Source organism: Actinomycetospora cinnamomea, assembly GCF_003096675.1.
GTDB lineage: Bacteria > Actinomycetota > Actinomycetes > Mycobacteriales > Pseudonocardiaceae > Actinomycetospora > Actinomycetospora cinnamomea.
Map to the genome: position 1 here is coordinate 95,295 of NZ_QEKW01000002.1, position 21,114 is coordinate 116,408.

21 protein-coding genes are annotated in these 21,114 nt (G+C 74.4%); 13 read left to right on the forward strand and 8 right to left on the reverse strand.

The features are described 5' to 3' along the window. Positions 1-59 precede the first annotated feature (59 nt). Positions 60-1,241, forward strand: coding sequence for a zinc-dependent alcohol dehydrogenase (locus C8D89_RS05200; protein WP_116707041.1), 1,182 nt, complete (start codon positions 60-62; stop codon positions 1,239-1,241). Then, the gene (locus tag C8D89_RS05205; protein WP_207787072.1) at positions 1,238-2,041 is read left to right on the forward strand and encodes an MBL fold metallo-hydrolase; all 804 of its coding nucleotides are present in this window, start codon (positions 1,238-1,240) and stop codon (positions 2,039-2,041) included. Before C8D89_RS05200 ends, C8D89_RS05205 begins: the two co-directional genes overlap by 4 nt. A 163-nt stretch (positions 2,042-2,204) precedes the next feature. Here C8D89_RS05205 and C8D89_RS05210 read toward each other — a convergent pair whose 3' ends face one another. Genes C8D89_RS05210 through C8D89_RS05220 form a run of 3 tightly spaced genes read right to left on the reverse strand, consistent with a single transcriptional unit; the run spans position 2,205 to position 5,787 of the window. Then, the gene (locus C8D89_RS05210) at positions 2,205-3,068 is read right to left on the reverse strand and encodes a MaoC/PaaZ C-terminal domain-containing protein (protein WP_116707042.1); all 864 of its coding nucleotides are present in this window, start codon (positions 3,066-3,068) and stop codon (positions 2,205-2,207) included. 1 nt (position 3,069) lies between these two features. Beyond that, the gene (locus C8D89_RS05215) at positions 3,070-4,443 is read right to left on the reverse strand and encodes a 3-oxoacyl-ACP reductase (protein WP_116707043.1); all 1,374 of its coding nucleotides are present in this window, start codon (positions 4,441-4,443) and stop codon (positions 3,070-3,072) included. 21 nt (positions 4,444-4,464) lie between these two features. Beyond that, positions 4,465-5,787, reverse strand: coding sequence for an acetyl-CoA C-acetyltransferase (locus tag C8D89_RS05220; protein ID WP_243417871.1), 1,323 nt, complete (start codon positions 5,785-5,787; stop codon positions 4,465-4,467). A 120-nt stretch (positions 5,788-5,907) separates the two neighbouring features. On the opposite strand from C8D89_RS05220, the gene C8D89_RS05225 reads away from it, so the two are divergent. From C8D89_RS05225 to C8D89_RS05235, 3 genes are all read left to right on the forward strand, one after another. After that, positions 5,908-6,636, forward strand: coding sequence for a TetR family transcriptional regulator (locus C8D89_RS05225; protein ID WP_116707044.1), 729 nt, complete (start codon positions 5,908-5,910; stop codon positions 6,634-6,636). A gap of 145 nt (positions 6,637-6,781) precedes the next feature. Further along, the gene (locus C8D89_RS05230; RefSeq protein WP_243417911.1) at positions 6,782-8,716 is read left to right on the forward strand and encodes an acyl-CoA dehydrogenase family protein; all 1,935 of its coding nucleotides are present in this window, start codon (positions 6,782-6,784) and stop codon (positions 8,714-8,716) included. A 197-nt stretch (positions 8,717-8,913) separates the two neighbouring features. Further along, on the forward strand, positions 8,914-9,462 hold the full coding sequence (locus C8D89_RS05235; protein WP_165825560.1) for a DUF4190 domain-containing protein: 549 nt from the start codon (positions 8,914-8,916) through the stop codon (positions 9,460-9,462). A gap of 332 nt (positions 9,463-9,794) precedes the next feature. Here the strand turns inward: C8D89_RS05235 and C8D89_RS05240 are convergent, their stop codons facing one another. Next, positions 9,795-11,012, reverse strand: a complete 1,218-nt coding sequence (locus C8D89_RS05240; protein ID WP_133251822.1) for a phosphodiester glycosidase family protein — start codon at positions 11,010-11,012, stop codon at positions 9,795-9,797. A gap of 260 nt (positions 11,013-11,272) precedes the next feature. Here C8D89_RS05240 and C8D89_RS05245 point away from each other — a divergent pair, with 260 nt between their 5' ends. From C8D89_RS05245 to C8D89_RS05270, 6 genes are all read left to right on the forward strand, one after another. Then, a complete protein-coding gene (locus tag C8D89_RS05245) occupies positions 11,273-12,403 on the forward strand; it encodes a TerC family protein (RefSeq protein ID WP_116707048.1) in 1,131 nt (376 codons plus the stop codon). A gap of 10 nt (positions 12,404-12,413) precedes the next feature. Beyond that, positions 12,414-12,875 (forward strand): DUF309 domain-containing protein, encoded by a 462-nt coding sequence (locus C8D89_RS05250; RefSeq protein ID WP_116707049.1) that lies wholly within the window; start codon positions 12,414-12,416, stop codon positions 12,873-12,875. A gap of 89 nt (positions 12,876-12,964) precedes the next feature. Then, positions 12,965-13,552: a type 1 glutamine amidotransferase domain-containing protein gene (locus tag C8D89_RS05255; protein WP_116707050.1), complete on the forward strand. Its 588-nt coding sequence runs from the start codon at positions 12,965-12,967 to the stop codon at positions 13,550-13,552. A gap of 71 nt (positions 13,553-13,623) precedes the next feature. After that, positions 13,624-14,979: a lyase family protein gene (locus C8D89_RS05260; RefSeq protein WP_116707051.1), complete on the forward strand. Its 1,356-nt coding sequence runs from the start codon at positions 13,624-13,626 to the stop codon at positions 14,977-14,979. Beyond that, positions 14,976-15,383 carry a 4-carboxymuconolactone decarboxylase gene (gene pcaC / locus C8D89_RS05265; protein ID WP_116707052.1) on the forward strand — a complete coding sequence of 136 codons (408 nt, stop codon included), beginning with the start codon at positions 14,976-14,978 and terminating at the stop codon, positions 15,381-15,383. The genes C8D89_RS05260 and pcaC overlap by 4 nt, the downstream gene beginning before the upstream one ends. A gap of 97 nt (positions 15,384-15,480) precedes the next feature. Further along, positions 15,481-16,185 (forward strand): hypothetical protein, encoded by a 705-nt coding sequence (locus C8D89_RS05270; RefSeq protein ID WP_116707053.1) that lies wholly within the window; start codon positions 15,481-15,483, stop codon positions 16,183-16,185. Here the strand turns inward: C8D89_RS05270 and C8D89_RS05275 are convergent. From C8D89_RS05275 to C8D89_RS05285, 3 genes are all read right to left on the reverse strand, one after another. Beyond that, a complete protein-coding gene (locus C8D89_RS05275; RefSeq protein WP_116707054.1) occupies positions 16,182-16,688 on the reverse strand; it encodes an FBP domain-containing protein in 507 nt (168 codons plus the stop codon). The genes C8D89_RS05270 and C8D89_RS05275 overlap by 4 nt on opposite strands. Before the next feature lie 83 nt (positions 16,689-16,771). After that, positions 16,772-17,404 (reverse strand): YceI family protein, encoded by a 633-nt coding sequence (locus tag C8D89_RS05280; protein ID WP_243417872.1) that lies wholly within the window; start codon positions 17,402-17,404, stop codon positions 16,772-16,774. A 201-nt stretch (positions 17,405-17,605) separates the two neighbouring features. Then, positions 17,606-18,544, reverse strand: a complete 939-nt coding sequence (locus tag C8D89_RS05285; RefSeq protein WP_165825562.1) for an MSCRAMM family protein — start codon at positions 18,542-18,544, stop codon at positions 17,606-17,608. Between the two features lie 118 nt (positions 18,545-18,662). On the opposite strand from C8D89_RS05285, the gene C8D89_RS05290 reads away from it, so the two are divergent. Beyond that, a complete protein-coding gene (locus C8D89_RS05290) occupies positions 18,663-19,919 on the forward strand; it encodes an acyl-CoA dehydrogenase family protein (RefSeq protein WP_116707056.1) in 1,257 nt (418 codons plus the stop codon). A 46-nt stretch (positions 19,920-19,965) separates the two neighbouring features. Beyond that, on the forward strand, positions 19,966-20,880 hold the full coding sequence (locus C8D89_RS05295) for a DMT family transporter (protein WP_116707057.1): 915 nt from the start codon (positions 19,966-19,968) through the stop codon (positions 20,878-20,880). Here the strand turns inward: C8D89_RS05295 and C8D89_RS05300 are convergent. Next, the gene (locus C8D89_RS05300) at positions 20,877-21,062 is read right to left on the reverse strand and encodes a hypothetical protein (protein ID WP_116707058.1); all 186 of its coding nucleotides are present in this window, start codon (positions 21,060-21,062) and stop codon (positions 20,877-20,879) included. The genes C8D89_RS05295 and C8D89_RS05300 overlap by 4 nt on opposite strands. Positions 21,063-21,114 lie beyond the last annotated feature (52 nt).

Consider the following 21,114-nt stretch of genomic DNA (forward strand, 5'->3'; position numbering starts at 1 on the left):
TCACTCACGAGGCCGGAGGCCGTCGTTTCGGGTCGCCACGTGGCCGGGCAGCCGAACCCATGCGCGCACTGACATGGCAGGGTCAGCAGGACGTCCGGGTCGAGACCGTGCCGGATCCGACGATCCAGCAGCCGACCGACGCGATCATCAAGGTCACGAGCACCGCGATCTGCGGGTCGGACCTGCACCTCTACGAAGTGCTCGGCCCGTTCCTCGACCCCGGCGACATCCTCGGCCACGAGCCCATGGGCGTCGTCGAGGAGGTCGGTTCCCAGACCGGGGACCTCAAGGTCGGCGACCGGGTCGTCATCCCGTTCAACATCAGCTGCGGGCACTGCTGGATGTGCGAGCGCCAGTGGTTCGCCCAGTGCGAGACCACCCAGAACCGCGAGCAGGGGATGGGCGCCTCACTGTTCGGCTACACGAAGCTCTACGGCCAGGTCCCCGGCGGGCAGGCCGAGTACCTGCGCGTGCCGCAGGCCCAGTTCGGGCCGATCAAGGTGCCCGAGGGCCCGGTCGACGAGCGCTTCCTCTACCTGTCCGACGTGCTGCCGACCGCCTGGCAGGCCGTCGCCTACGCGCGCGTTCCCGAGGGCGGCAGCGTCACGGTCTTCGGGCTCGGCCCCATCGGGCAGATGGCCGCGCGGATCGCGCGGCACCAGGGCTTCCGGGTCATCGCCGTCGACAGCGTCGCGGAGCGCAACGCGATGGCGCGCCGCCACGGCATCGAGGTGGTCGACGCCTCGGCGGTCGACGACGTCACCGGCGCGATCCGTGACCTCACCGACGGCCGGGGCACCGACTCCGCGATCGATGCGGTCGGCATGGAGGCGCACGGCGGCTCGGCGATCCCGCAGCTCGCGCAGAAGATGGTGAACAAGCTCCCGGACGCGATCTCCGCACCGTTGATGCAGGTCGCGGGCGTCGACCGCACCGCGGCGCTGGTCGGCTGCGTCGACGCCGTGCGCCGCGCGGGCACCGTCTCGCTCTCGGGCGTCTACGGCGGCACCGCCGACCCGATCAACATGCTGAAGATGTTCGACAAGGGCATCGAGCTGACCATGGGCCAGGCTCACGTCAAGCGGTGGATCCCCGAGATCATGCCGTTGCTGACCGACGACGACCCGCTCGGCGTGCACGACCTCGAGACCCACCGGCTGCCGCTCGAGTCGGCGGCCCACGGCTACGAAATCTTCCAGAAGAAGCAGGACGAGTGCATCAAGGTGGTCCTGTCGCCGTGATCGACGGCCGGCCGTCGCTCACCTTCATCGGGACGGCCACGACGCTGCTGCGGTGCGCGGGGTTCACGGTCCTCACCGACCCGAACTTCCTGCACCGCGGGCAGCGGGCCTACCTGGGGTACGGGCTGTGGTCGAAGCGGCTCACCGAGCCCGCGATGACCCCCGGAGAGCTGCCCGGTCTCGACGCCGTCGTGCTGTCCCACCTGCACGGCGACCACTGGGACCGGGTGGCCCGGCGGGGGCTCGACCGCTCGCTGCCGATCATCACCACGCCGGCCGCCGCGCGGACCCTGCAGTCCCGCCAGCGATTCCGGCGGGCGATCGGCCTGCAGACCTGGGAGCACCACACGCTCCTCGGGGCCGACGGCGCGACGCTGCGGGTGACCGCGCTGCCCGGCATCCACTCGCCCCGGCCGCTGACCCGCCTGCTGCCGCCGGTGATGGGCAGCCTGCTGGAGTTCGCCGACCCCGGCGGCGAGGTCGTGCGCCGAATCTATCTCTCCGGCGACACGCTGCCCTTCGAGGGGATCGCGGCCATCCGCGAGCACGTCGGCGAGGTCGACCGCGCCGTCCTGCACCTCGGCGGTACGACCCTGCCCGGCGGCCTCGTCGTGACCATGGACGGGCGGATGGGCGCCGACGTGCTGGAGACGATGGCGCCGCGCCGGGCGACGCCGATCCACTACGACGACTACACGGTCTTCCGCTCGCCGCTGTCCGACTTCCTCGCCGAGGTCGAGCGCCGCGGCTGGGACGACCGCGTCGACGTCGTCCACCGCGGCGGGCAGATCCCGCTGTAGCGGGGTGCCCGCCCTGTGGCAGCGAACGGGTATCTCGCTGCTTCTAGGCGCCGAAACTCCGCGTTCGCGAACGGCCGAGCACCTCGGCGCGGACGCGAACGCGGAGTTGGGACGCCTAGACGCAGCGAACAGCGCGTTCGCTGCACCAGGGGACCGGCGCGGCTCAGGCGTCGCGCAGGGTCAGGAGCAGGTGGTCCTTGCCCTTCGGGCTCACGAGCTTCGCGTCCCAGCCGCCGTCGACCGCGGCGGTGTGGAAGTACGCCTTCGAGGGGGCGCGCACCGGCGCCCTGAACACGACGTCGACGGTGAACGCCGGGCCGTGGCGGCCGGCGAGCGCGGCGAGCGCGCGGGCCTTGGTCCACATCCCGTGGGCGATCATCCCGGGCATCCCGAACGCCTTGGCCGCGAGCCCGTTGACGTGGATGGGGTTCACGTCGCCGGACACCGCGGCGTAGCGACGCCCGATGTCGGCGGGGATCGTCCAGATCGCGTGCGGGAGCCGGCCCACCTGCGGCTCGGGCTCGGGCGGCGCGGCGGGGACCTCGTCGGCGCCCTCGGGGGCCGGGGCGCCGCGCACGAAGTAGGTGCTGCGCGAGCCCCAGACCCCGGTGCCGTCGGCGTCCCGGACCTCGGTGACGAGGTCGACCTGCGCGCCCTTGGGATGCGCGGCCAGGCGGTCGGCGTGCACGGCCACCGTCAGCGGCTCGCCCACCTCCGGCGGGCGGTGCTGGGTGATCACGTTGCGCAGGTGCACCATGCCCGGCGCGGGCAGGGGGAACTCGCGGTCGGTCATCAGCCGCATCTGCAGCGGGAAAGCCAGCATGTGCGGGTAGGTCGGCGGGACGACGCCCCCGACGCCGAACCCGCACACGTGGGCGTAGTCGGCGACGGCGTCGGCGTCGATGCGCACCCCGGCGAGCTCGAGGCGACGGTCGGGCAGCGCCCCGCCGCCCGAGCGTGCGGTGAGCAGGGCCCGCCCGTAGAGCACCCCGAGGGTCGGGGGTGCGTCGAGGGTCTCGGTCTTCACCTCACGCCCCCAGGTAGTTCTGGCCGTCGACGCGCAGGACCTGGCCGTTCACGGCGTAGGAGGCGCCCTGGGCGAACCACGCGATGGTCTCGGCGACGTCGACCGGCAGGCCGCCCTGGGTCATCGACGACAGCCGCCGCCCGGCCTCGCGGGTGCCGACGGGCATCGCGTTCGTCATCGCGGTCTCGATGAAGCCCGGCGCGACGGCGTTAATCGTCGCGTCCTTCTCCACGAGCAGCGGGGCGGTGGCGTCGACCATGCCGATGACGCCGGCCTTCGACGCGCCGTAGGCGGTCTGCCCGCGGTTGCCGGCGATCCCCGCCATCGACGAGACGGTGACGATGCGCCCGCCGCGGTGGAACACATCGGACGACAGCAGCGCGTCGTTGATCTTGAGCTGGGAGGTGAGGTTGACGTCGATGACCGAGTTCCAGCGGTCACGGTCCTGGTTGGCCAGCAGCTTGTCGCGGGTGATGCCGGCGTTGTGCACGACCACGTCGAGCCCGCCGTGGCGCTGCGCGTGCTCGAGCAGCGTGGCCGGGGCGTGGTCGGCGGTGATGTCGAGCTGGAGCGCGCTGCCGCCGACCTCGTTGGCCGTGCGCGCCAGCGCGTCGCCCGACGCGGGCACGTCGATGCAGATCACCGTCGCGCCGTCGCGGCGCAGCGTCGCCGCCACCGTCGCACCGATGCCGCGCGCGGCGCCCGTGACGACGGCGGTGCGCCCGGCGAGGGGCTTGTCCCAGTCGACACCCTGGCTCGAGCCCGAGAAACCGGGCACCGTGCCGACGTCGAGCCGCTGGCCGTGCACGAACGCCGAGCGCGACGAGAGGAAGAAGCGCAGCGTCGATTCGAGGTCGTTCTCCGCGCCGTCGGCGACGTGGAGCAGGTTGACCGTCGCGCCGTAGCGGGCCTCCTTGGCCGCCGAGCGCACCAGGCCCTCGAGGGCGCGCCGTGCGGCGCGGACCGCCGGCGCCGTCGCCCCGGCCGGCACGTCGCCGATCACGAGGACGCGTCCCGACGGCCCGATCCGGCGCATCACCGGGGTGAGGAACGCCTGGATCTCGGCGAGGTCGCCCGGCCCGGACAGACCGGTGGCGTCGACGATGCCCGCGGCGACCTTCGAGGTCGAGCTGCCACCGCCGACGGCTGAGTTCGGGTCGTCGTGCACCTCGACGCCCAGGTCGGTCAGCAGCGAGCGCACGACCTTCGCCACCCGGCCGTCCGCGGTCGCGGTGCCGAGCAGCGCCGGGCCGGAGAGCAGGGGCTGGCCGGGCTCGTAGCGACGCAGCCGCGGCACCGGCGGCAGCCCCACGGTGCCGGCGATCGAGCGTCCGATCGAGGAGTTGACGAAATCGGAGTACCAGTCGTTGGACATCGGGGCTGTGTCTCCCTGTCTCTAGGCCTCGAGGATGGCGACGACGCCCTGGCCGCCGGCCGCGCAGATCGAGATCAGACCGCGTCCGGATCCTTTCTCGTGCAACAGCTTCGCCAGGGTGGGGACGATGCGGGCTCCGGTGGCGGCGAACGGGTGGCCGGTGGCCAGCGAGGAGCCGACGACGTTGAGCTTGGACTTGTCGAACGACCCGAGCGGCTCGTCGTACCCGAGCTTCTCCTTGCAGAAGATCGGGTCCTCCCACGCCGCGAAGGTGGCGAGGATCGTCGACGCGAACGCCTCGTGGAACTCGTAGAAGTCGAAGTCCTGCAGCGTCAGGCCGTTGCGCTCGAGCAGGCGCGGTACCGCGTAGGCCGGCGCCATGAGCAGGCCCTCGTCGCCGTGGACGTAGTCGACCGCGGAGGTCTCGGCGTCCACGAGGTGCGCCAGCACCGGCAGGTGGCGCTCGGCGGCCCACTCGTCGCTGGCCAGCAGCACCGTCGCGGCGCCGTCGGTGAGCGGCGTGGAGTTCGCCGCGGTCATGGTCGCCTCGGTGTCGGGGTACCCGGCCGGCTTGAACACCGGCTTGAGCTTGGCCAGCCCCTCGACGGTCGAGTCGGCCCGCAGGTTGTTGTCCCTGGTCAGCCCGAGATAGGGCGTCATGAGGTCGTCGAAGAACCCGCGGTCGTAGGCCTTGGCGAGGTTCTGGTGGCTGGCCGCGGCGATCTCGTCCTGGGCCTGGCGGGTGATGCCCCAGGCCGCGGCGGTCTGGGCCGCGTGCTCGCCCATCGACATGCCGGTGCGCGGCTCCCGGTTCGCCGGGATCTCGGGGACGATCTGGCCGGGGCGCAGGCCCGCGAGCGCCTTGAGGACGCCCGCGGTGCTCTTCGCGCGGTTGGCGGCCAGCAGGACGCTGCGCAGGCCCTCGTTGACCTCGATCGGCGCGTCGCTGGTGGTGTCCACACCCGCGGCGATGCCGCTCTCGATCTGTCCGAGGGCGATCTTGTTGGCGATCAGCAGCGTCGTCTGGAGGCTGGTGCCGCAGGCCTGCTGCACGTCGTAGGTGGGGGTCGCCGCGGCGAGGCGGCTGCCGAGCACGGCCTCGCGGGTGAGGTTGAAGTCGCTGCTCTTCTTGAGCACCGCGCCCGAGACGACCTCGCCGACGTGCTCGCCGGCCATGCCGAAGCGGGCCACGAGCCCGTCGAGGGCGGCGGTGAGCATGTCCTGGTTGGACGCGCGGGCGTAGGCGCCGTTCGACCGCGCGAAGGGGATACGGTTCGCCCCGACGATGGCCGCACGGCGCGGCAGCGGGCGGGACGATGACGCCGAGGACGATGTGGGGGACACGATTCCTCCGGGGTCGTAGGGGCTGGCGGGGTGCGGGCGGGCTCGCCGCGAGCGGTCACGGCGGCGCGACGTGCACCGTGCCGACGGAGTTACCCGAAAGTATCAGGTACCGTCGGTAACGTGAGCCGACGTTCCACGCATCACCCCGAGTCGGGTCGGGGTCCCGCCCCCGGCGCGGGGCGCGAGGGTGAGCGGGATGCCGCGCGGCCCCGGCGCGACCGGCGCTCGAGCCGCTGGGACGAGCATCGCCGGGCCCGCCGTCACGAGCTCACCGCGGCCACGATCGCGGCCATCCGCGCCCACGGCGCCGAGGTGGGCATGAGCCAGGTCGCCGCGCAGGCGCGCACCAGCAAGACCGTCGTCTACCGCCATTTCGCCGACAAGACCGACCTCTACCTCGCGGTGTGCGACCGGGTGGCGACGGTGCTGGTCGGCCAGCTCCAGAGCGCGATGCGCGACGCGGCCGACGACCCGCGGCAGACGCTCGTGTCGGGCGTCGACGCCTACCTGCGGCTCATCGAGGCCGACCCCGAGGTCTACCGCTACGTCATGCGCCCGCCGAAGCTCGACCGGCCGGCGAACGAGGACCCCGTCAGCGACCTCTGCTCGGTCATCGGTGACCACATCGCCGAGGTCATCTCCACCGAGCTCCGCCGGCAGGGCCGCGACACCGGGCCCGCCCAGACGTGGGGTCACGCGCTGGTCGGCATGGTCCGGGCCGCGGGTGACCAGTGGCTCGCCGCCCGCCCCGAGCTCGAGCGCGAGGTGCTCGCGGGACAGCTCGCCGACCTCGCGTGGGCCGGGCTCTCGCGCACCGTGACGCCCTCGGCGGCGTCGTCCGCGTCCTGACGGGATACAGCCCGATCACGAACCGCTCCCCCGGGAGGACCCCGTGAACACCCCGAACAGTCGTCCTACCGGCCAGTACGCCGACGAGGTCACCGACGCGGGCGTCGCCGCCGTCCGTCGTGCCCTCGACGGGCGCTGGCACACGCTGCGCGACGAGATCCGTGCGCGGCCCGACTTCGCCGACCTGCGCGTCCACCCCGGCACCGACGTCGAGACCTACCGGGCGACGATCTGGGAGATGCTCCGGCGCCTGGCCGACGAGGGACACGCCGTCCACGGCTTCCCGACCGCCGTCGGTGGGCGCGGCGACATCGGCGGCTCGGTGGTGTCGTTCGAGATGCTGGCGTTCGCCGACCTGTCACTGCAGGTCAAGAGCGGTGTCCAGTGGGGCCTGTTCGGCGGCGCGATCCAGGCGCTGGGCAACGCCGAGCAGCACGCCCGCTTCCTGCCCGGCGTCATGGACCTCTCGCTGCCCGGCTGCTTCGCCATGACGGAGACCGGTCACGGCTCGGACGTGCAGTCGGTGCACACGACGGCGACCTACGACCCGGACACGCAGGAGTTCGTCGTCGACACCCCCACCGAGTCGGCGCGCAAGGACTACATCGGCAACGCCGCCCGCGACGGGCGGATGGCCGCGGTGTTCGTGCAGCTGTACTCGGGCCCGAGGGACGAGCAGCCGGAGCGCCACGGCGTGCACGCGGTCCTGGTGCCGCTGCGCGACGAGGACGGGACGGTGCTGCCGGGCATCGAGATCACCGACGACGGCCACAAGGAGGGCCTCAACGGCGTCGACAACGGGCGCCTGGCGTTCCACGGCGTGCGCGTGCCGCGGGAGAACCTGCTCGACCGCTACGGCGCGGTGGCGCCCGACGGGACGTACTCCAGCTCCATCGAGAGCGAGAACCGGCGCTTCTTCACGATGCTCGGCGCGCTCGTGCGCGGGAGGGTCAGCGTCTCGGGCAGCGCGGTGGGCGCCGCTTCCCTGGCCCAGACCATCGCCGTGCGCTACGGCGAGGCGCGCCGGCAGTTCGCGGCGCCGGGCAGTGACGAGGAGATCACTGTCCTCGACTACCTGGCCCACCAGCGCAAACTGCTGCCGGGTCTGGCGCGGACCTACGCGCTGCGCCTCGCGCAGAACGAGCTCGTCGAGATGCTCCACGACATCCAGACCACCCGCGAGGCCGGCGGCACCGTGGACGAGAAGCGCCAGCGCGAGCTCGAGTCCCGCGCCGCGGGCATCAAGGCGCTGACGACCTGGCACGCGACGGCCACCATCCAGGCGTGCCGCGAGGCGTGCGGCGGGCAGGGCTACCTCTCGGAGAACCGGCTGGGCCAGCTGCGGGCCGACACCGACGTGTTCACCACGTTCGAGGGCGACAACACCGTCCTGCTCCAGCTCGTCGCGAAGGGCCTCATCTCGGGCTACGCCGACGACTTCGGCAACCTCGACACCCTGGGCACCGTGCGCTTCGTCGCCGACCAGGTGCTCGACACCGTCGCCGAGCGCACCTCCCTGCGCCAGCTCGCCGAGCGGCTGCGCGCCGTGGGGCCGGGCCGCGACGAGGACGACGTGCTCGACCGGTCGTGGCAGGTCAAGCTCCTCGACGACCGCGAGGAGCACACGCTCGACGGGCTGGTGCGCCGCCTGCGGCCGGCCCGCGAGAAGGGCATCTCGCCCGACCGCCAGTTCGCGATCTTCAACAACGCCCAGGACCACCTGCTGCGCGCGGCCCGGGCCCACCTCGACGGCCTGGTGCTCGACGCCTTCGTCCGGGGCATCGACTCCACGGTCGACCCGTCGGCGCGTGCCCTGCTGGGCAAGGTCTGCGACCTCTATGCGCTCTCGGTCATCGAGGAGGACAAGGGCTGGTTCCTCGAGCACGGGCGCATCTCCGCCGCCCGGGCGAAGACGGTGACCGCCGAGGTCAACCGCCTGTGCCGGGAGCTGCGCCCCCACGCCCGCGCGCTCGTCGACGCCTTCGGCATCCCCGAGTCCTGGATCGGCGCGCCCATCGCCACCGGCGCCGAGCATCGCCGCCAGGACGAGGCCCGCGCCCACGCGGCGTCTCTGCACTGAGTCGTGCGAGCAATGCGGCTTTCCTGGCGTCGAACGCCAGGATCGCCACATCCTCGCTCGCCCGACACGCCGAGGCATCGACGACCTCACGAATCGGCGCGCACCCCTGATCGTGGACTCCGGCCGGAACGGGTACCGGTGGCACGATGACCGCCCGGCCACCGGTCGGAGCTTCGAGGCGCGAGAGGACTGTCGACGTGAGCACTCCGGGCGAGGGCTACGGCCCGCAAGGGCAGCAGGGATACGGGCAGCAGCCCTACGGCGACCCGGGGTACGGCGGCTCCGGGCCGAACCCCCCGGGGTGGGGCCAGCCCGCGACGCCAGCGCGACCGCGCAACGGCATGGGTACCGCCGCGCTGATCTTCGGCATCCTCGCGCTGCTGACGTGCTGGTGGCTGCCGATCGTCGGCGGGATCCTCGGCATCGTCGCGATCGTCCTCGGCGTCATCGGCCGCGGGCGGGCCAAGCGCATGGAGGCCACCAACCAGGGGATGGCGACGACCGGCCTGGTCCTGGGCATCCTGAGCCTGATCGTGAACATCGTCCTCAGCGTCGCGCTGTTCCTGTTCGGCCTGGCCTTCATCAACCTGGGCGGCGGGCAGTCGATCCAGCAGTTCCAGGACTGCCTGGCCAACGCGTCCAACCAGCCGAACCCCGCGGCGGTGCAGCAGGCCGCCGACCAGTGTGCGCAGCAGTTCGGCCAGCAGCTGCCCGGTGGGGCGCAGCAGCCCGTCGAGCCGGAGTGAGCCGACCCTGACGACGACGGCCCCCGCACCGAGGTGCGGGGGCCGTCGTGTGTCGGGTCCGAGCCGGGCGATGAGCCGCCTCGCGGCGCGTGGCACACCAGGGCTTCAGCCGAACGATCGTCCCTGGCGGCTCTTATCATTGAGACCCGGGGGCACATGGCGCCCGGCCCGGACACCCCATTCAACCTCATGCCCCCGTCGCGTGTTCCCGGATGGGGGTGGCGAATCGTCACCGCGGACGCGACACGCCGTGGTGCGGGTGCCGGTGAGGATGTGGCGATCCTGGCGTTCCGTGCCAGCAAAGCCGCATTGCTGGCACGGGGAGTGCCAGGTCAGCCGGGGAGGACCGCGAGGGCGTCGGTCACGGCTCGCAGGGGGTCGGCGGCGGGGGAGTTGACGACGGCGAGGTCTTCGTCACGTCCGCGGCGGACCATCGTCGTCGAGCCGCCGCCGTCGAGGGACGCGGCCGTCGGGGCGCCGAGGTCGGTGAGCAGGCGGCCCAGCTCGGCGAGGGTGGTCCCGATGCTCGCCTCGGCCCGGCCGTCGACGGTGACGAGCCAGAGCCGCCGTCCGTCCGCGGACAGGCCCACCGCGGTGCGCGGGGCGCGCTCGGTGTCCTGCAGGCCCGTCAGCACCCGACCGTCGCGCGCCAGGGGCAGGACGCCCACCGCCGCGCGCAGGGGTGGGGAACCGACGGCGAGGACCGTGCGCTCGACGCGCACCGCGGTGCCCACCGTGAGCCCGCGCAGGGCTCTCGCGCCGCGCTCGCGCCCGACGAGCGCGAGCGTGCCGTCGGGCAGGCGCCCGGCGCCCGGGGGGCCGACGGCGACGACACGACCGCGCGCGATCCGCACCTCCAGCGTCTCCGCGCTGCACGGGGCGCCCGGGTCGGTGTCCGAGCCGCAGGTGGTCCGCCCGCGATCGGCGTCGCCCCAGGCCGCGTCGAAGACTCCGACGCCGTCGACGGGCACCGCATAGCCGTCGAGCCCGGCCAGGGTCACCTCCCGGTCCCCGGCGACGGCCCGGGCGCGCTGGGTCACCCGCGCCAGGTGGGCGCGCCCGTCGGCGTCCACCCCGACGACCGTGTCGGGGTCCTCGCCGGGCGGGGGCGGCGGCGCCGGCCGCCGTCCGCGGGGCACCCCGGAGCTGCGCAGCGCGCCGTCGACGATCTGCACGCCCACCGGGGCGCCGGTGCCGCCCTGGTCGAAGAAGCCGCCGTTGACCGCCGCGACCGCGTCGGCACGCCCGGCCAGATCGGGAACGGTCGCCACCGCGGCCACCACGGGCGGGGTGAGCAGGTCGACGCGGACGGCGGGCGAGGTGAGGTCCACCTCGACGACGTCACCGGTGATCGGGCCGCCGCGGGGGTCGGGAAGCGTCGTCGTGAACTCGCGGTACGTCGTGCCCGGCAGGTCGGGCGCGGCGCGGGGGACGAGCAGCTCGTCGAGGACCCGGCCGTCCGGTGGTGGCGGGCCGGGCGCCGCACCCAGGCCCAGCACCGCGGCGACCAGCAGCGCCGCCACGCGGCGCCACCGACGGCTGGCGCCCACGCGTGCCTCCCCGGGTGCGGCGGACGCCGACCGGCGGCCCGACCTCGCGACCCTGGACCGCGGGCGGGGAGCACCCGGCGCCCGACACCCCCCGGCCCGCAACGATCACCCGGACGGGACGGGCAGGCCCCCGAACACGACATCGGGGTGGTTCCGGACGAGGCGTCGGTATGGTCACACCCGGGAACCCCCTTCCCGACGCGTCCGTTGGCGAGCCGGGAACACCCGGGACAGACGACGGCAGTGGTGGAGGAACAGGCGTGACGGTCCCCTTCTGGGTCTGGGCGGCCACGATCGGTGGGATCGCCGTCCTCGTGGCCATCGACATCTGGCACGCACGGTCCCCCCACGAGGTCAGCTTCCGCGAGGCCACCCTCTGGTCGGTCATCTACATCGTCGTCGCGATCCTGTTCGGTGTCGGGCTGCTCCTCTTCATGGGCGTCCAGTCCGGCACCGAGTACTTCGCCGGCTATCTGGTCGAGAAGAGTCTCTCGGTCGACAACCTGTTCATCTTCGCGGTGATCCTGGGCCAGTTCGCGGTGCCCAAACGCCACCAGCAGAAGGTGCTTCTCTGGGGTGTCATCGGCGCGCTGGTCATGCGCGCGATCTTCATCGCCATCGGCGCCGCGGTGATCTCGGCGTTCGCGTTCGTCTTCGTCATCTTCGGGCTGTTCCTGCTGTACACCGCGTACACGCTGGTCAAGCAGCACGGCCAGGAGCCGAAGGACATGCACGACAACCGCGCGGTCAAGCTCGTCCGCCGGTTCGTCACCGTCCACGAGGACGCCGGCGACCACGAGGGCTACAAGGACGACGGGAAGCTCACCGCACGGGTCAACGGGAAGTGGGGCGTCACCCCGCTGTTCATCGTCGTCGCCGTGATCCTGTCGGTCGACCTGGTCTTCGCGCTCGACTCGATCCCCGCGATCTTCGGGATCACGCAGAACGCCTACATCGTGTTCACGGCCAACGCCTTCGCCCTGCTGGGCCTGCGGGCGCTGTACTTCCTGCTCGTCGGCCTGCTCGACCGCCTCGTGCACCTGTCCTACGGCCTGGCCTTCATCCTGGCCTTCATCGGCATCAAGCTGATCATGCTCTACCTGCACGAGGACGTCTCGCCGGCCATTCCCGAGGTGCCGACCTGGCTGTCGCTCACGGTCATCGTGGTCACCCTGGCGGTCGTGACGTTCACGAGCCTGCGCTCCACGCGCCAGGGCTCCCTCGGCTCGGGGGGAGACGGCGGCGACGCGGGCGGCGACGACACGGCGGAGGCCGAGGGCGAGGGTCGGCCGCCGTCGGTCGGGCCCGGCGGGACCCGCCCGGCCGGCTCGACGGCCGACGCCCCGGGCGCCCCGGGCGCCGAGCAGTCGGGCTCGCGCACGCAGTCCTAGGGTCGCGGGTGTGACCGACGGACGCGATCGGGACGCCGAGGGCCGGGCGCGCAACGCCCGGCCCCGGGACGCGAGCGGCCGGCCGCTGCCCCGGGGCGCACAGGGGGTGCACCGGGTCGAGGAGGACGAGGACCTCCCGCCGGACGAGGTGTTCGCCCGCGCCCAGGATCTCCTCGACCGGGGCCGGCCGTTCGACGCCCACGACGTGCTCGAGGGGGCGTGGAAGGCCGCGGCCCCGGAGGACAAGCTGCTGTTCAAGGGCCTCGCCCAGCTCGCGGTGGGCCTCACCCACGAGCAGCGCGGCAACCCGCGCGGGGCGTCGTCCCTGCTGCGTCGCGGGGCGGACACCATCGCCGCGGCGCCCGACGCGGCGGCGCGGTACGGCGTCGACGTGAGCGCGCTGGCCGGCTGGGCCGCCGCGCGGGAGACGTCGGGCCCCCTCGCGCCCGGACTCGTCCTGCGCCGCCGCTGAACCGTTTCGGGCCACCCGGCGGTCGGGGACCCGATCGGTGACCGGGCGGCGCCCGCCGCCCTCCCCCGATCCCCGAGGAGGGATACCGGATGGCCGGTGCACTGGACGGACTGCGGGTCGCGATCATCGCCACCAACGGCGTTGAGCAGGCGGAGCTCGAGCAGCCCCGTCAGGCCGTCGACGAGGCCGGGGCGCGCAGCACGCTGATCTCGCTGTCGACCGACCCGATCCAGGCGATGAACTCCGACATCAACAAGGGCGACACGTTCACCCCGGACGCCGCGATCTCCGACGTCTCGCCCGACGACTTCGATGCTCTGGTGCTGCCCGGCGGCACCGTCAACGCCGACCAGCTGCGGCAGAGCGGCGACGTGGTGTCGTTCGTGCAGGCGGTCTTCGCGGCCGGCAAGCCGGTCGGCGTCATCTGCCACGGGCCGTGGACGCTCGTCGAGGCCGACCTGGTGCGCGGCCGCACGCTGACGTCCTACCCGAGCCTGCGCACCGACATCCGCAACGCCGGCGGCAACGCCGTCGACGAGGAGGTCGTCGTCGACCGCGGGCTGGTGAGCAGCCGCAACCCGGGCGATCTCGACGCGTTCTGCGCGAAGATCGTCGAGGAGTTCGCCGAGGGCGCCCACAGCGTCCACGACGAAGGCGCGACCGCCGGGGCGCGCTGAGCCCCACGTGAGCAGTTCCGAGTGCTGGAGCACTCGTTACTGCTCACGTGCCCGCAGGGCACACTGCCCCGGTGACCGACGCCGCCGGCCTGTTCGACCCCGTGCTCGCGCGCGGGGCGGTACGGGCCGCGGTGTCGGACGGCGCCTGGGTCGCGGCCCTGCTCGAGGTCGAGGGGGCCCTGGCCGCCGCGGCCGCCGACGTCGGCGCCCTCGACCGCGCCGACGCCGAGGCCGTCGCGGACGCGTGCCGGCGCCCCGTCGACCCCGGCCGGCTGGGCGAGGCGTCGGCGGCGTCGGGCAATCCCGTCGTCCCGCTCGTCGCGGGCCTGCGCGAGGACCTGCGCGCGGCCGGCGCCGACACCGCGGCCTCGGGCGTGCACCGGGGCGCGACCAGCCAGGACGTCATGGACACCGCGGCCATGCTCGTGGCCCGCAGGGCGCGCGACGCGATCGCCGCCGATCTGCGCGCCGCCGCCGACGCCGCCGCCGCGCTGGCCGACGCCCACCGCGACGTGCCCGCGGCGGGGCGGACGCTGCTCCAGCAGGCCGCGCCGATCACCGTCGGGCTCCGGGCCGCGGGCTGGTGCGCGGGCCTGGATGCAGCGGTCGCCGCGCTCGGCGCCTGGCGGCCCGCGGTCCAGCTCGGCGGCGCGGTCGGCACGCTCGCGGCCTTCGACGGGCGCGGGCGGGAGGTGCGCGCCGCACTGGCCCGGCGCCTCGACCTCGCCGAGCCGGTGCTCGCCTGGCACACCGAGCGCGGACGGGTGGCCGAGCTCGCCGGCCTGCTGGGACGCGCCGGTGCCGCCGTCGGCACGGTGGCCACCGACCTCGTGCTGCTCGCGCAGACCGAGGTCGGCGAGGTCCGCGAGGACGTCCCCGGCCGCGGCGGGTCGTCGACGCTGCCGCACAAGCGCAACCCCGTGGCCGCCGTCTCGGCGCGAGCTGCGGCCATCGCCGCGCCCGGCCTCGTCGCCTCGGTGCTGGGCGCGGCCTCGCTGCACGAGCACGAGCGCGCCGCCGGACCCTGGCACGCCGAGTGGCGCCCGCTCGTCGAGCTCCTGCGCACCGTCGGGTCCGGGGCGTCGTGGCTGGCCGATGCGCTGGGCCACCTCGCGGTCGACACCGACCGGGTGGCGGCCGCCCTGGACGTCACCGGCGGCCTCCTGCTGGCCGAGCAGGCCACCACCGGGCTGCGCGCCCGGCTCGGGCACGCCGCAGCGAAGGACCTGGTCACCGCCGCCGCGAGCGCCGCCCAGGACGAGCACCGGCCGTTCGCCGACGTGCTCGCCGACGCCCTCGCGGCCCTCGACGACCCGCCCGCCGACCCCGCCGCCGAGGTCCGTGCGCTGCTCGACCCGGCCGGCGCCGTGGGCGAGGCGGCAGCCCTCGTCGACGACCTGCTGCGATCCCGCGAGGTGAGCCCGTGAGCCCCCACCCCTCGACCCAGGACTGGGATCCCGCCGGGGAGGAGGTCCGTCGCGCGGTGCTCGGCGACGAGCACGTCGACCGCTCCGTCGCGAACACCGACGACGTGACCGCCGACTTCCAGGACTTCATCACCCGCTACGCGTGGGGCGGGATCTGGACCCGTCCCGGCCTCGCGCGGCGTGACCGCAGCATCGTCACGCTGTCGGTGCTGGCGGCCCTGCACCACGAGGGCGAGCTGGGCATGCACATCCGCGCGGCCCGGCGCAACGGCCTGACCCGCGAGGAGATCGGGGAGGTCCTCCTGCAGGTGGGCGTGTACGCGGGCGTGCCGGCGGCGAACCGGGCGTTCGCGGTCGCGCAGCGGGTGCTCGCCGAACAGGACGAGGGGTCCGGGGACGCCTGAGCCGCGTCGTGGCGGGCGACGGCTACCGTGGGCCGCGCAGGACGGTCCGCGGGCGGCGGCCGGCAGGCCGACGACGACGGGGCGGGGACGGGGGCCGATGGAGCGCGGGGGAGCGGGGACGCCGGGCCCGGCGAGGGGCCGGCGTCGGTCGCGACGGGGTCGCGCCGGTCTGGTCGGGGCGCTCGCGGGGCTCGCGCTGCTGGTCGGGGCGTGTTCCTCCGGGCCGGCTTCGGGCACCCCGCCCATCCCGACGTTCCCCGGTCCGGGGGCGGCCCCGGTCACCAGTGCGCCCCCGCCGCGCGACGGCATCCTGCCCAACGACTGCGACCAGGTGCTGGCGTCGGACCAGCTGCCGAACTACCTCGGCCTGCCGCTGGGCTCGGTCCGGGTCTCCGCGCTGCGCGACGTCCCCGCCCCGCAGGTCGGGCGTCTCGAGCGGATCACCTGCAACTACTCCTCGGTCGGCGGGCCCGGGGCGCCGCCGCCGAACACGCTGCTGCTCAAGGTGCTGACCAGCGGCTACACCGATCCCGCCGCCGCGGCCGCGCAGTCGCAGGTCAACCGTGACGCCCAGGCGTACTCCGGCGTGCCCGCCCAGCCGGTGCCGTTCGGCGCCGCCGAGGCGATCTACTACCCCGACCCCGAGGGGCCCGTGCTCGTCGTGGTCTACGGCCGCGTCACCGCCAGCTTCACGCTGACGCCCGACCGCCCGGTGCCCTTCGACCAGGCGCAGCCGGTGCTCGTCGACCTGGCCCTGCGCGCCCTGCCCGTGCTCGTGCCGCAGCGGGCGGGCGGCTCCTAGCTCGCGTCGGCGCGCCCGCGCACGGAGGCGAGGAAGGTGTCGAGGCGCACCCGCAGCCCGGCGACGCGCTCGTCCACCGGGTGGCTCAGGTCGGGCATGACCTGCGGGCTCGGCGCCCGCTCGAGGCGCGTCGTCGTCGGGCACGCGAGGTCGTCGCAGATGTAGGTGCCGACGCTGTTGCCCTCGCGTCCGGCGGCGCCGGCGCGCGGCGCGGTGTAGAGCGAGACCTCGCCGTCGGTGTGGGTGGTGCGGCAGAGCGCGCACATCGCCGTCCGTCGCGTTCCGGCGCGCGCGGCCGGGCGCAGGAGCACACCGGTCACCGCGCCCTCGTGCAGGCCGACGACGTAGGCGCGCCGGGGCATGCGCGGGTCGTGCCAGCCGACGAACTCGACCTCGTCCAGGTCGGCGCCCACGACGCCGTCGACGACGGTCATGCGCTTCGCGTCGCCCTTCGAACAGTTGATCATCGACCGGCGCACGGCGTCGGCGGTCAGTGGCGTCACGGGGATCCAGCATCCCACCTCGCCGTGGACCGACCGGCGTGCGCGCGGTCACGGCGGGGCCGGCGGACGGGGCGAGCCCGCCGTCAGCTCGCGCGCACGGCCTCGATGTCGATCTCGATGCGCAGGGTGCGGCCGACGGCGAGGATGCCGGCGATCACCGACTGGTTCCAGCGGATGTCGAAGTCGTCGCGCGAGAGCTGGGTGGTCGCGCTGAAGCCCGCGCGCTCGCCGCCCCACAGGTCGGGGCCGGCGCCGTGGTGGACGACGTCGAGGTCGACGGTGTTCCGCACGCCCTTGAGCACGAGGTCGCCGGTCATCGTCCACCGGTCGGCGCTGCGGGCGGTGATCCGCGTCGAGGCGAACGCGATGTGGGGATGGGCGGCCACGTCGAGGAAGTCGGCGGAGCGCAGGTGCTGGTCGCGGACGTCGTCATCGGTGTCGACACTCGCCGGCTCGACGGCGGCGCGGACCTCGGTGCTCGCGAGGTCGGTGCCCATCTCGATCGTCCCGGTGAAGCGCCGCAGGCGCCCGTCGGCCTTGGTGATCCCGAGGTGGAACGCCGAGGCGGCGATGCGCGAGTGCACGGGGTCGATGTCCCAGCGCCCGGGTGCGGGCAGGCTCAGTGCTCCCGAGCGCGTGAGCACGACACGGCCGAGGTCGCCGGGGCCGGCCACGGGGCGCGCGGCGGGCGTGTGCCCGACGGCGGAGGCGATCACCGTCGCGGGTCCCTCGGGCAGGCCGTCGACGAGGAAGGCCCCGTCCCCGCCGACGACGCCCGGCCGATCTGCGTGCCGACCGCGTCGACCACCGTGACCACGGCGAACGGCACCGGCCAGCCGTCGCTGGTCACCGCGACGCCACGCACCCAGCCTGCGCCCCGGGCGCTCCGGGGCCCGCGCCCCTGTGCTGCCCGGCCGTCACCCGCGCTCGCCGGCGGTCCGGTCGCCGGCCCCGGTGACGTCCTCGCTCCCTCTTTGGTGGACGTGCTGGCCGGCACCGTTGGACCCCGCGTGGTCGGAGCCCGGCCACGGCGCGCCGTGCCCGTCGACGCTCGGCGGGACCAGGTTCAGCACGACCTCCGACGGGTGCCCCGGCCCGATCTCGATCTCCGAGGCGACCGGCGCGTAGCCGCTCGCGGTGATGGTGTAGACGCCGTGAGCGACGTCGTCGAAGCGGAAGGCGCCGTCGTCGCCGGTCACGCGCGAGCCGACGACGTGGCCGTCCTCGCCGACCAGCGTGGCCAGCGCCTCGGCCACCGGCCGCCCCGCGCCCGCAGAGCGCACCGTGCCCGTGAGCCGGGTGCGGGTGGCCAGCGCGACGTCGTGGGCCACGTGGCCCTCGGCGGGCAGGCGGACGGTCTCGGCCACGGGCGCGAGGTGGGTCGTCGCGGCGGTGAGCGTGTAGGTGCCCTCGGTCAGGTCGGCGAAACGGTAGGCGCCGTCGGCGTCGGAGCGCGTGACGGCGACGACGGTGCCGCGCACGTCGGTGAGGGTGAGGACCACGTCGCCCTGCCCGCTGACCGCGCCGGCCTCGTCGCCGTTGGTGCCGCTGCCGAGGCGCACGCCGACCGTCCCGCCGAGCGTGGCGCCGCCGCCCGCGAGGCCGACGTCGTGGCGCAGCGGCCGGTCGGCGACGGCGACCAGCGAGGCCTGCGGCTGGTGGGTCGACGAGGAGCAGATGACGAGGTAGGTCCCGCCCGTCGGGGGCACGAGCTGATAGTGCCCGCCCTCGTCGGCGGCGGCGCGGCCGAGCTGGTCGCCGGCGAGGTCGCACAGCGTGAGTGCCGCGCCGGGCACCGGGGCCCCGGCGCCGCGCGTCACCCGACCGAAGATCATGATCGGTTCCTGTCCGTCCACCGACGTCACCTCTCGTCTCGCCCCGCGGCCCGATTGCTTGGATAGTACAAGCATCCTTACGGCGCGGCCCGGCGGTGATCACCTGGCGCCGCCCGCGACACCGGGCCACGCTGGAGGCATGGCCGACGCCCCGTCCGACGCCCCCGCCCTCCCGCGGCCCGTGCTCGACCTCGCCCCGGACCGCGCGGCGGCGGCCGACTTCTACGACTACGGCGATCTGCTCACCGACGAGGAGACGGCGACGCTGCGGCGCCTGCGGTCCTACCTCGCCGAGGACGTCGCGCCGCTGGTCGAGGGTGCCTGGGAGCGGGCGGAGTTCCCGCCGGACCTCGTCAAGGGCTTCGCCGCGCTCGACCTCGCCGGCCTGCCCTACGGGTTGGGCGAGGGCCGCGACGAGCCCGCCCGCCGGCTCTTCCTCGGCTTCATGCACGCCGAGATCGCGCGGGTCGACCCGTCGGTCAACAGCTTCTTCGGCGTCCACACGGGCCTCGCGATGGGCTCGATCCACGCCGGCGGCACCCCGGAGCAGCGGGAGCGGTGGCTGCCCTCGATGGCCCGGATGGAGACGATCGGCGCGTTCGGCCTCACCGAGCCGCACGGCGGCTCCGACGTCGCGGGCGGGATGGAGACGACGGCGCGCCGCGACGGCTCCGGTCCCGACGCCGAGTGGGTGCTCGAGGGCGACAAGCGCTGGATCGGCAACGCGACGTTCGCCGACCTGATCGTCATCTGGGCCCGGGACGCGGACACGAACGACGTCCGGGGCTTCGTCGTCCCGTCCGGCACCCCGGGCATGACGATCACGAAGATCGAGGGCAAGACGGCCCTGCGGATCGTCCAGAACGCCGACATCGCCCTGCGCGGCGTACGGGTGCCCGACGACCACCGCCTCTCGGGCGGATCGGGCACGTTCGCCGACGCGGGCGGGGTCCTGCAGCGCACGCGGGCCAACGCCTCGTGGGGCGCGGTGGGCACGCAGATGGCGGCCTACGAGCTCGCCCTGTCCTACGCCCAGCAGCGCGAGCAGTTCGGGCGGCCCATCGCCGGCTTCCAGCTCATGCAGGAACTGCTGGTGCAGATGCTGGGCAACGTCACGGCCTCGCTGGGCATGGCCGTGCGCAACGCCCAGCTCCTCGACGCGGGGCGGGGCTCGGACGCACACTCGGCCCTGGCGAAGGAGTACTGCGCCAGCCGCATGCGGGAGACGGTCGCGTGGGCCCGGCAGCTCGTCGGCGGCAACGGCGTGGTGCTCGCCAACGGGGTCGCGCGTTACTTCGCCGACGCCGAGGCGCTGTACTCGTTCGAGGGCACGCGGGAGATGAACGCCCTGATCGTCGGCAAGAGGATCACCGGCCACAGCGCGTTCGTGCGCTGAGCGCCGGGTAGACCCCCGCAGTGCCACGCCCCGGAGAGCGCACCAGGTGACCCCGGACTCGACGATCGCGGTCGCCCTCGCCTGCTGCTCCGCGCTGGCCTACGCCCTCTCGGCCGCCCTGCAGCGCCGTGAGACCGGGCGGACCGCCGAGGGTCCCGACCGCAGCGGCGTGCCCTTCTTCAACTCCCTGCTGCGCCGCCCGTGGTGGTGGGGCGGCGTGGCGGCGATGGTGGTCGGCGCGATCATCCACGTCGGCGCGCTGGCCTTCGGCTCGATCACGCTGGTCCAGCCGATCGGCGTGTCCGCGCTGGTCCTCGCGCTGCCCCTCGACGCCTGGTTCGAGCGGCGCCGCATCCACCGCGGGGAATGGGTCGGCGCCGTCGTGCTCGTCGTCGGGCTGGCGGGGCTGTTCGGGCTCGCCGAGCACGAGCCCAGTCCGAACCGGCCGGACGCCGGGCTCGTGCTCGGCGCGATCGGCGTGGTCCTGCTGGTCGCCGCCGGGGTGGCGGCGGCGAGCGGGCGCGCGCCCGGCGTCCCGCGCGCGGTCATCCGGGCCGCCGTCTCCGGCCTGTGCGCCGGGGCGACCTCGGGCCTGGTGCGCGTGGGGTTCCGGCTCGTCCAGGACGGACGCTCGCCGTGGTTGATCGCCGCGGTGGTCGGGGCCATCGTCGTGCTGCCCGTGGCCTCGATCCTGCTGCTGCAGACCGCCTACCGTGACGGCGGGCTCGACGCCGGGCTGTCCACCCAGATCACCGTCGACCAGGTCGCCGCGGTCGCCATCGGCATCGCCGTGCTGGGGGAGCGCTTCGCGATGGGCGCCTCGGGCGCCACGTTGGCAGTGGTCAGCGGCGTGGTGGCCGTGGTGGGCCTGGTGACGCTCATCCGCTCCGGTCCCACCCCCGAGCGGCGCGAGGCGGTGGCCACCGCACCCGCGCCGCGCCGCGCAGCGGGCGGGAGCTAGAGGAGAGCGGGCACGAGGACGATCAGCGATCCGAGGGATCCGTCGGTCTGCGGGCTCGTGGGGGCCGCCGTGCCCTGGGCGAGCCAGGCCAGGACCAGGGCCAGGATCAGGACGGCCGCCAGCAGCGCACCGACCATCACCCCGATGGACAGGCGCCGCGGACGGCGCTCGCCGGCGCTCATGGGACTACCTCCTGCGGTCACACCTCGATGCGGACCCGGTCGGGTGCCCGGT

Coding starts and splice junctions, on each gene's coding strand:
- C8D89_RS05200 (WP_116707041.1), top strand. CDS start 60: ATGCGCGCACTGACATGGCAGGGTCAGCAGGACGTCCGGGTCGAGACC.
- C8D89_RS05215 (WP_116707043.1), bottom strand. CDS start 4,443: ATGTCCAACGACTGGTACTCCGATTTCGTCAACTCCTCGATCGGACGC.
- C8D89_RS05255 (WP_116707050.1), top strand. CDS start 12,965: ATGGCCGGTGCACTGGACGGACTGCGGGTCGCGATCATCGCCACCAAC.
- C8D89_RS05270 (WP_116707053.1), top strand. CDS start 15,481: ATGGAGCGCGGGGGAGCGGGGACGCCGGGCCCGGCGAGGGGCCGGCGT.
- C8D89_RS05290 (WP_116707056.1), top strand. CDS start 18,663: ATGGCCGACGCCCCGTCCGACGCCCCCGCCCTCCCGCGGCCCGTGCTC.
- C8D89_RS05300 (WP_116707058.1), bottom strand. CDS start 21,062: ATGAGCGCCGGCGAGCGCCGTCCGCGGCGCCTGTCCATCGGGGTGATG.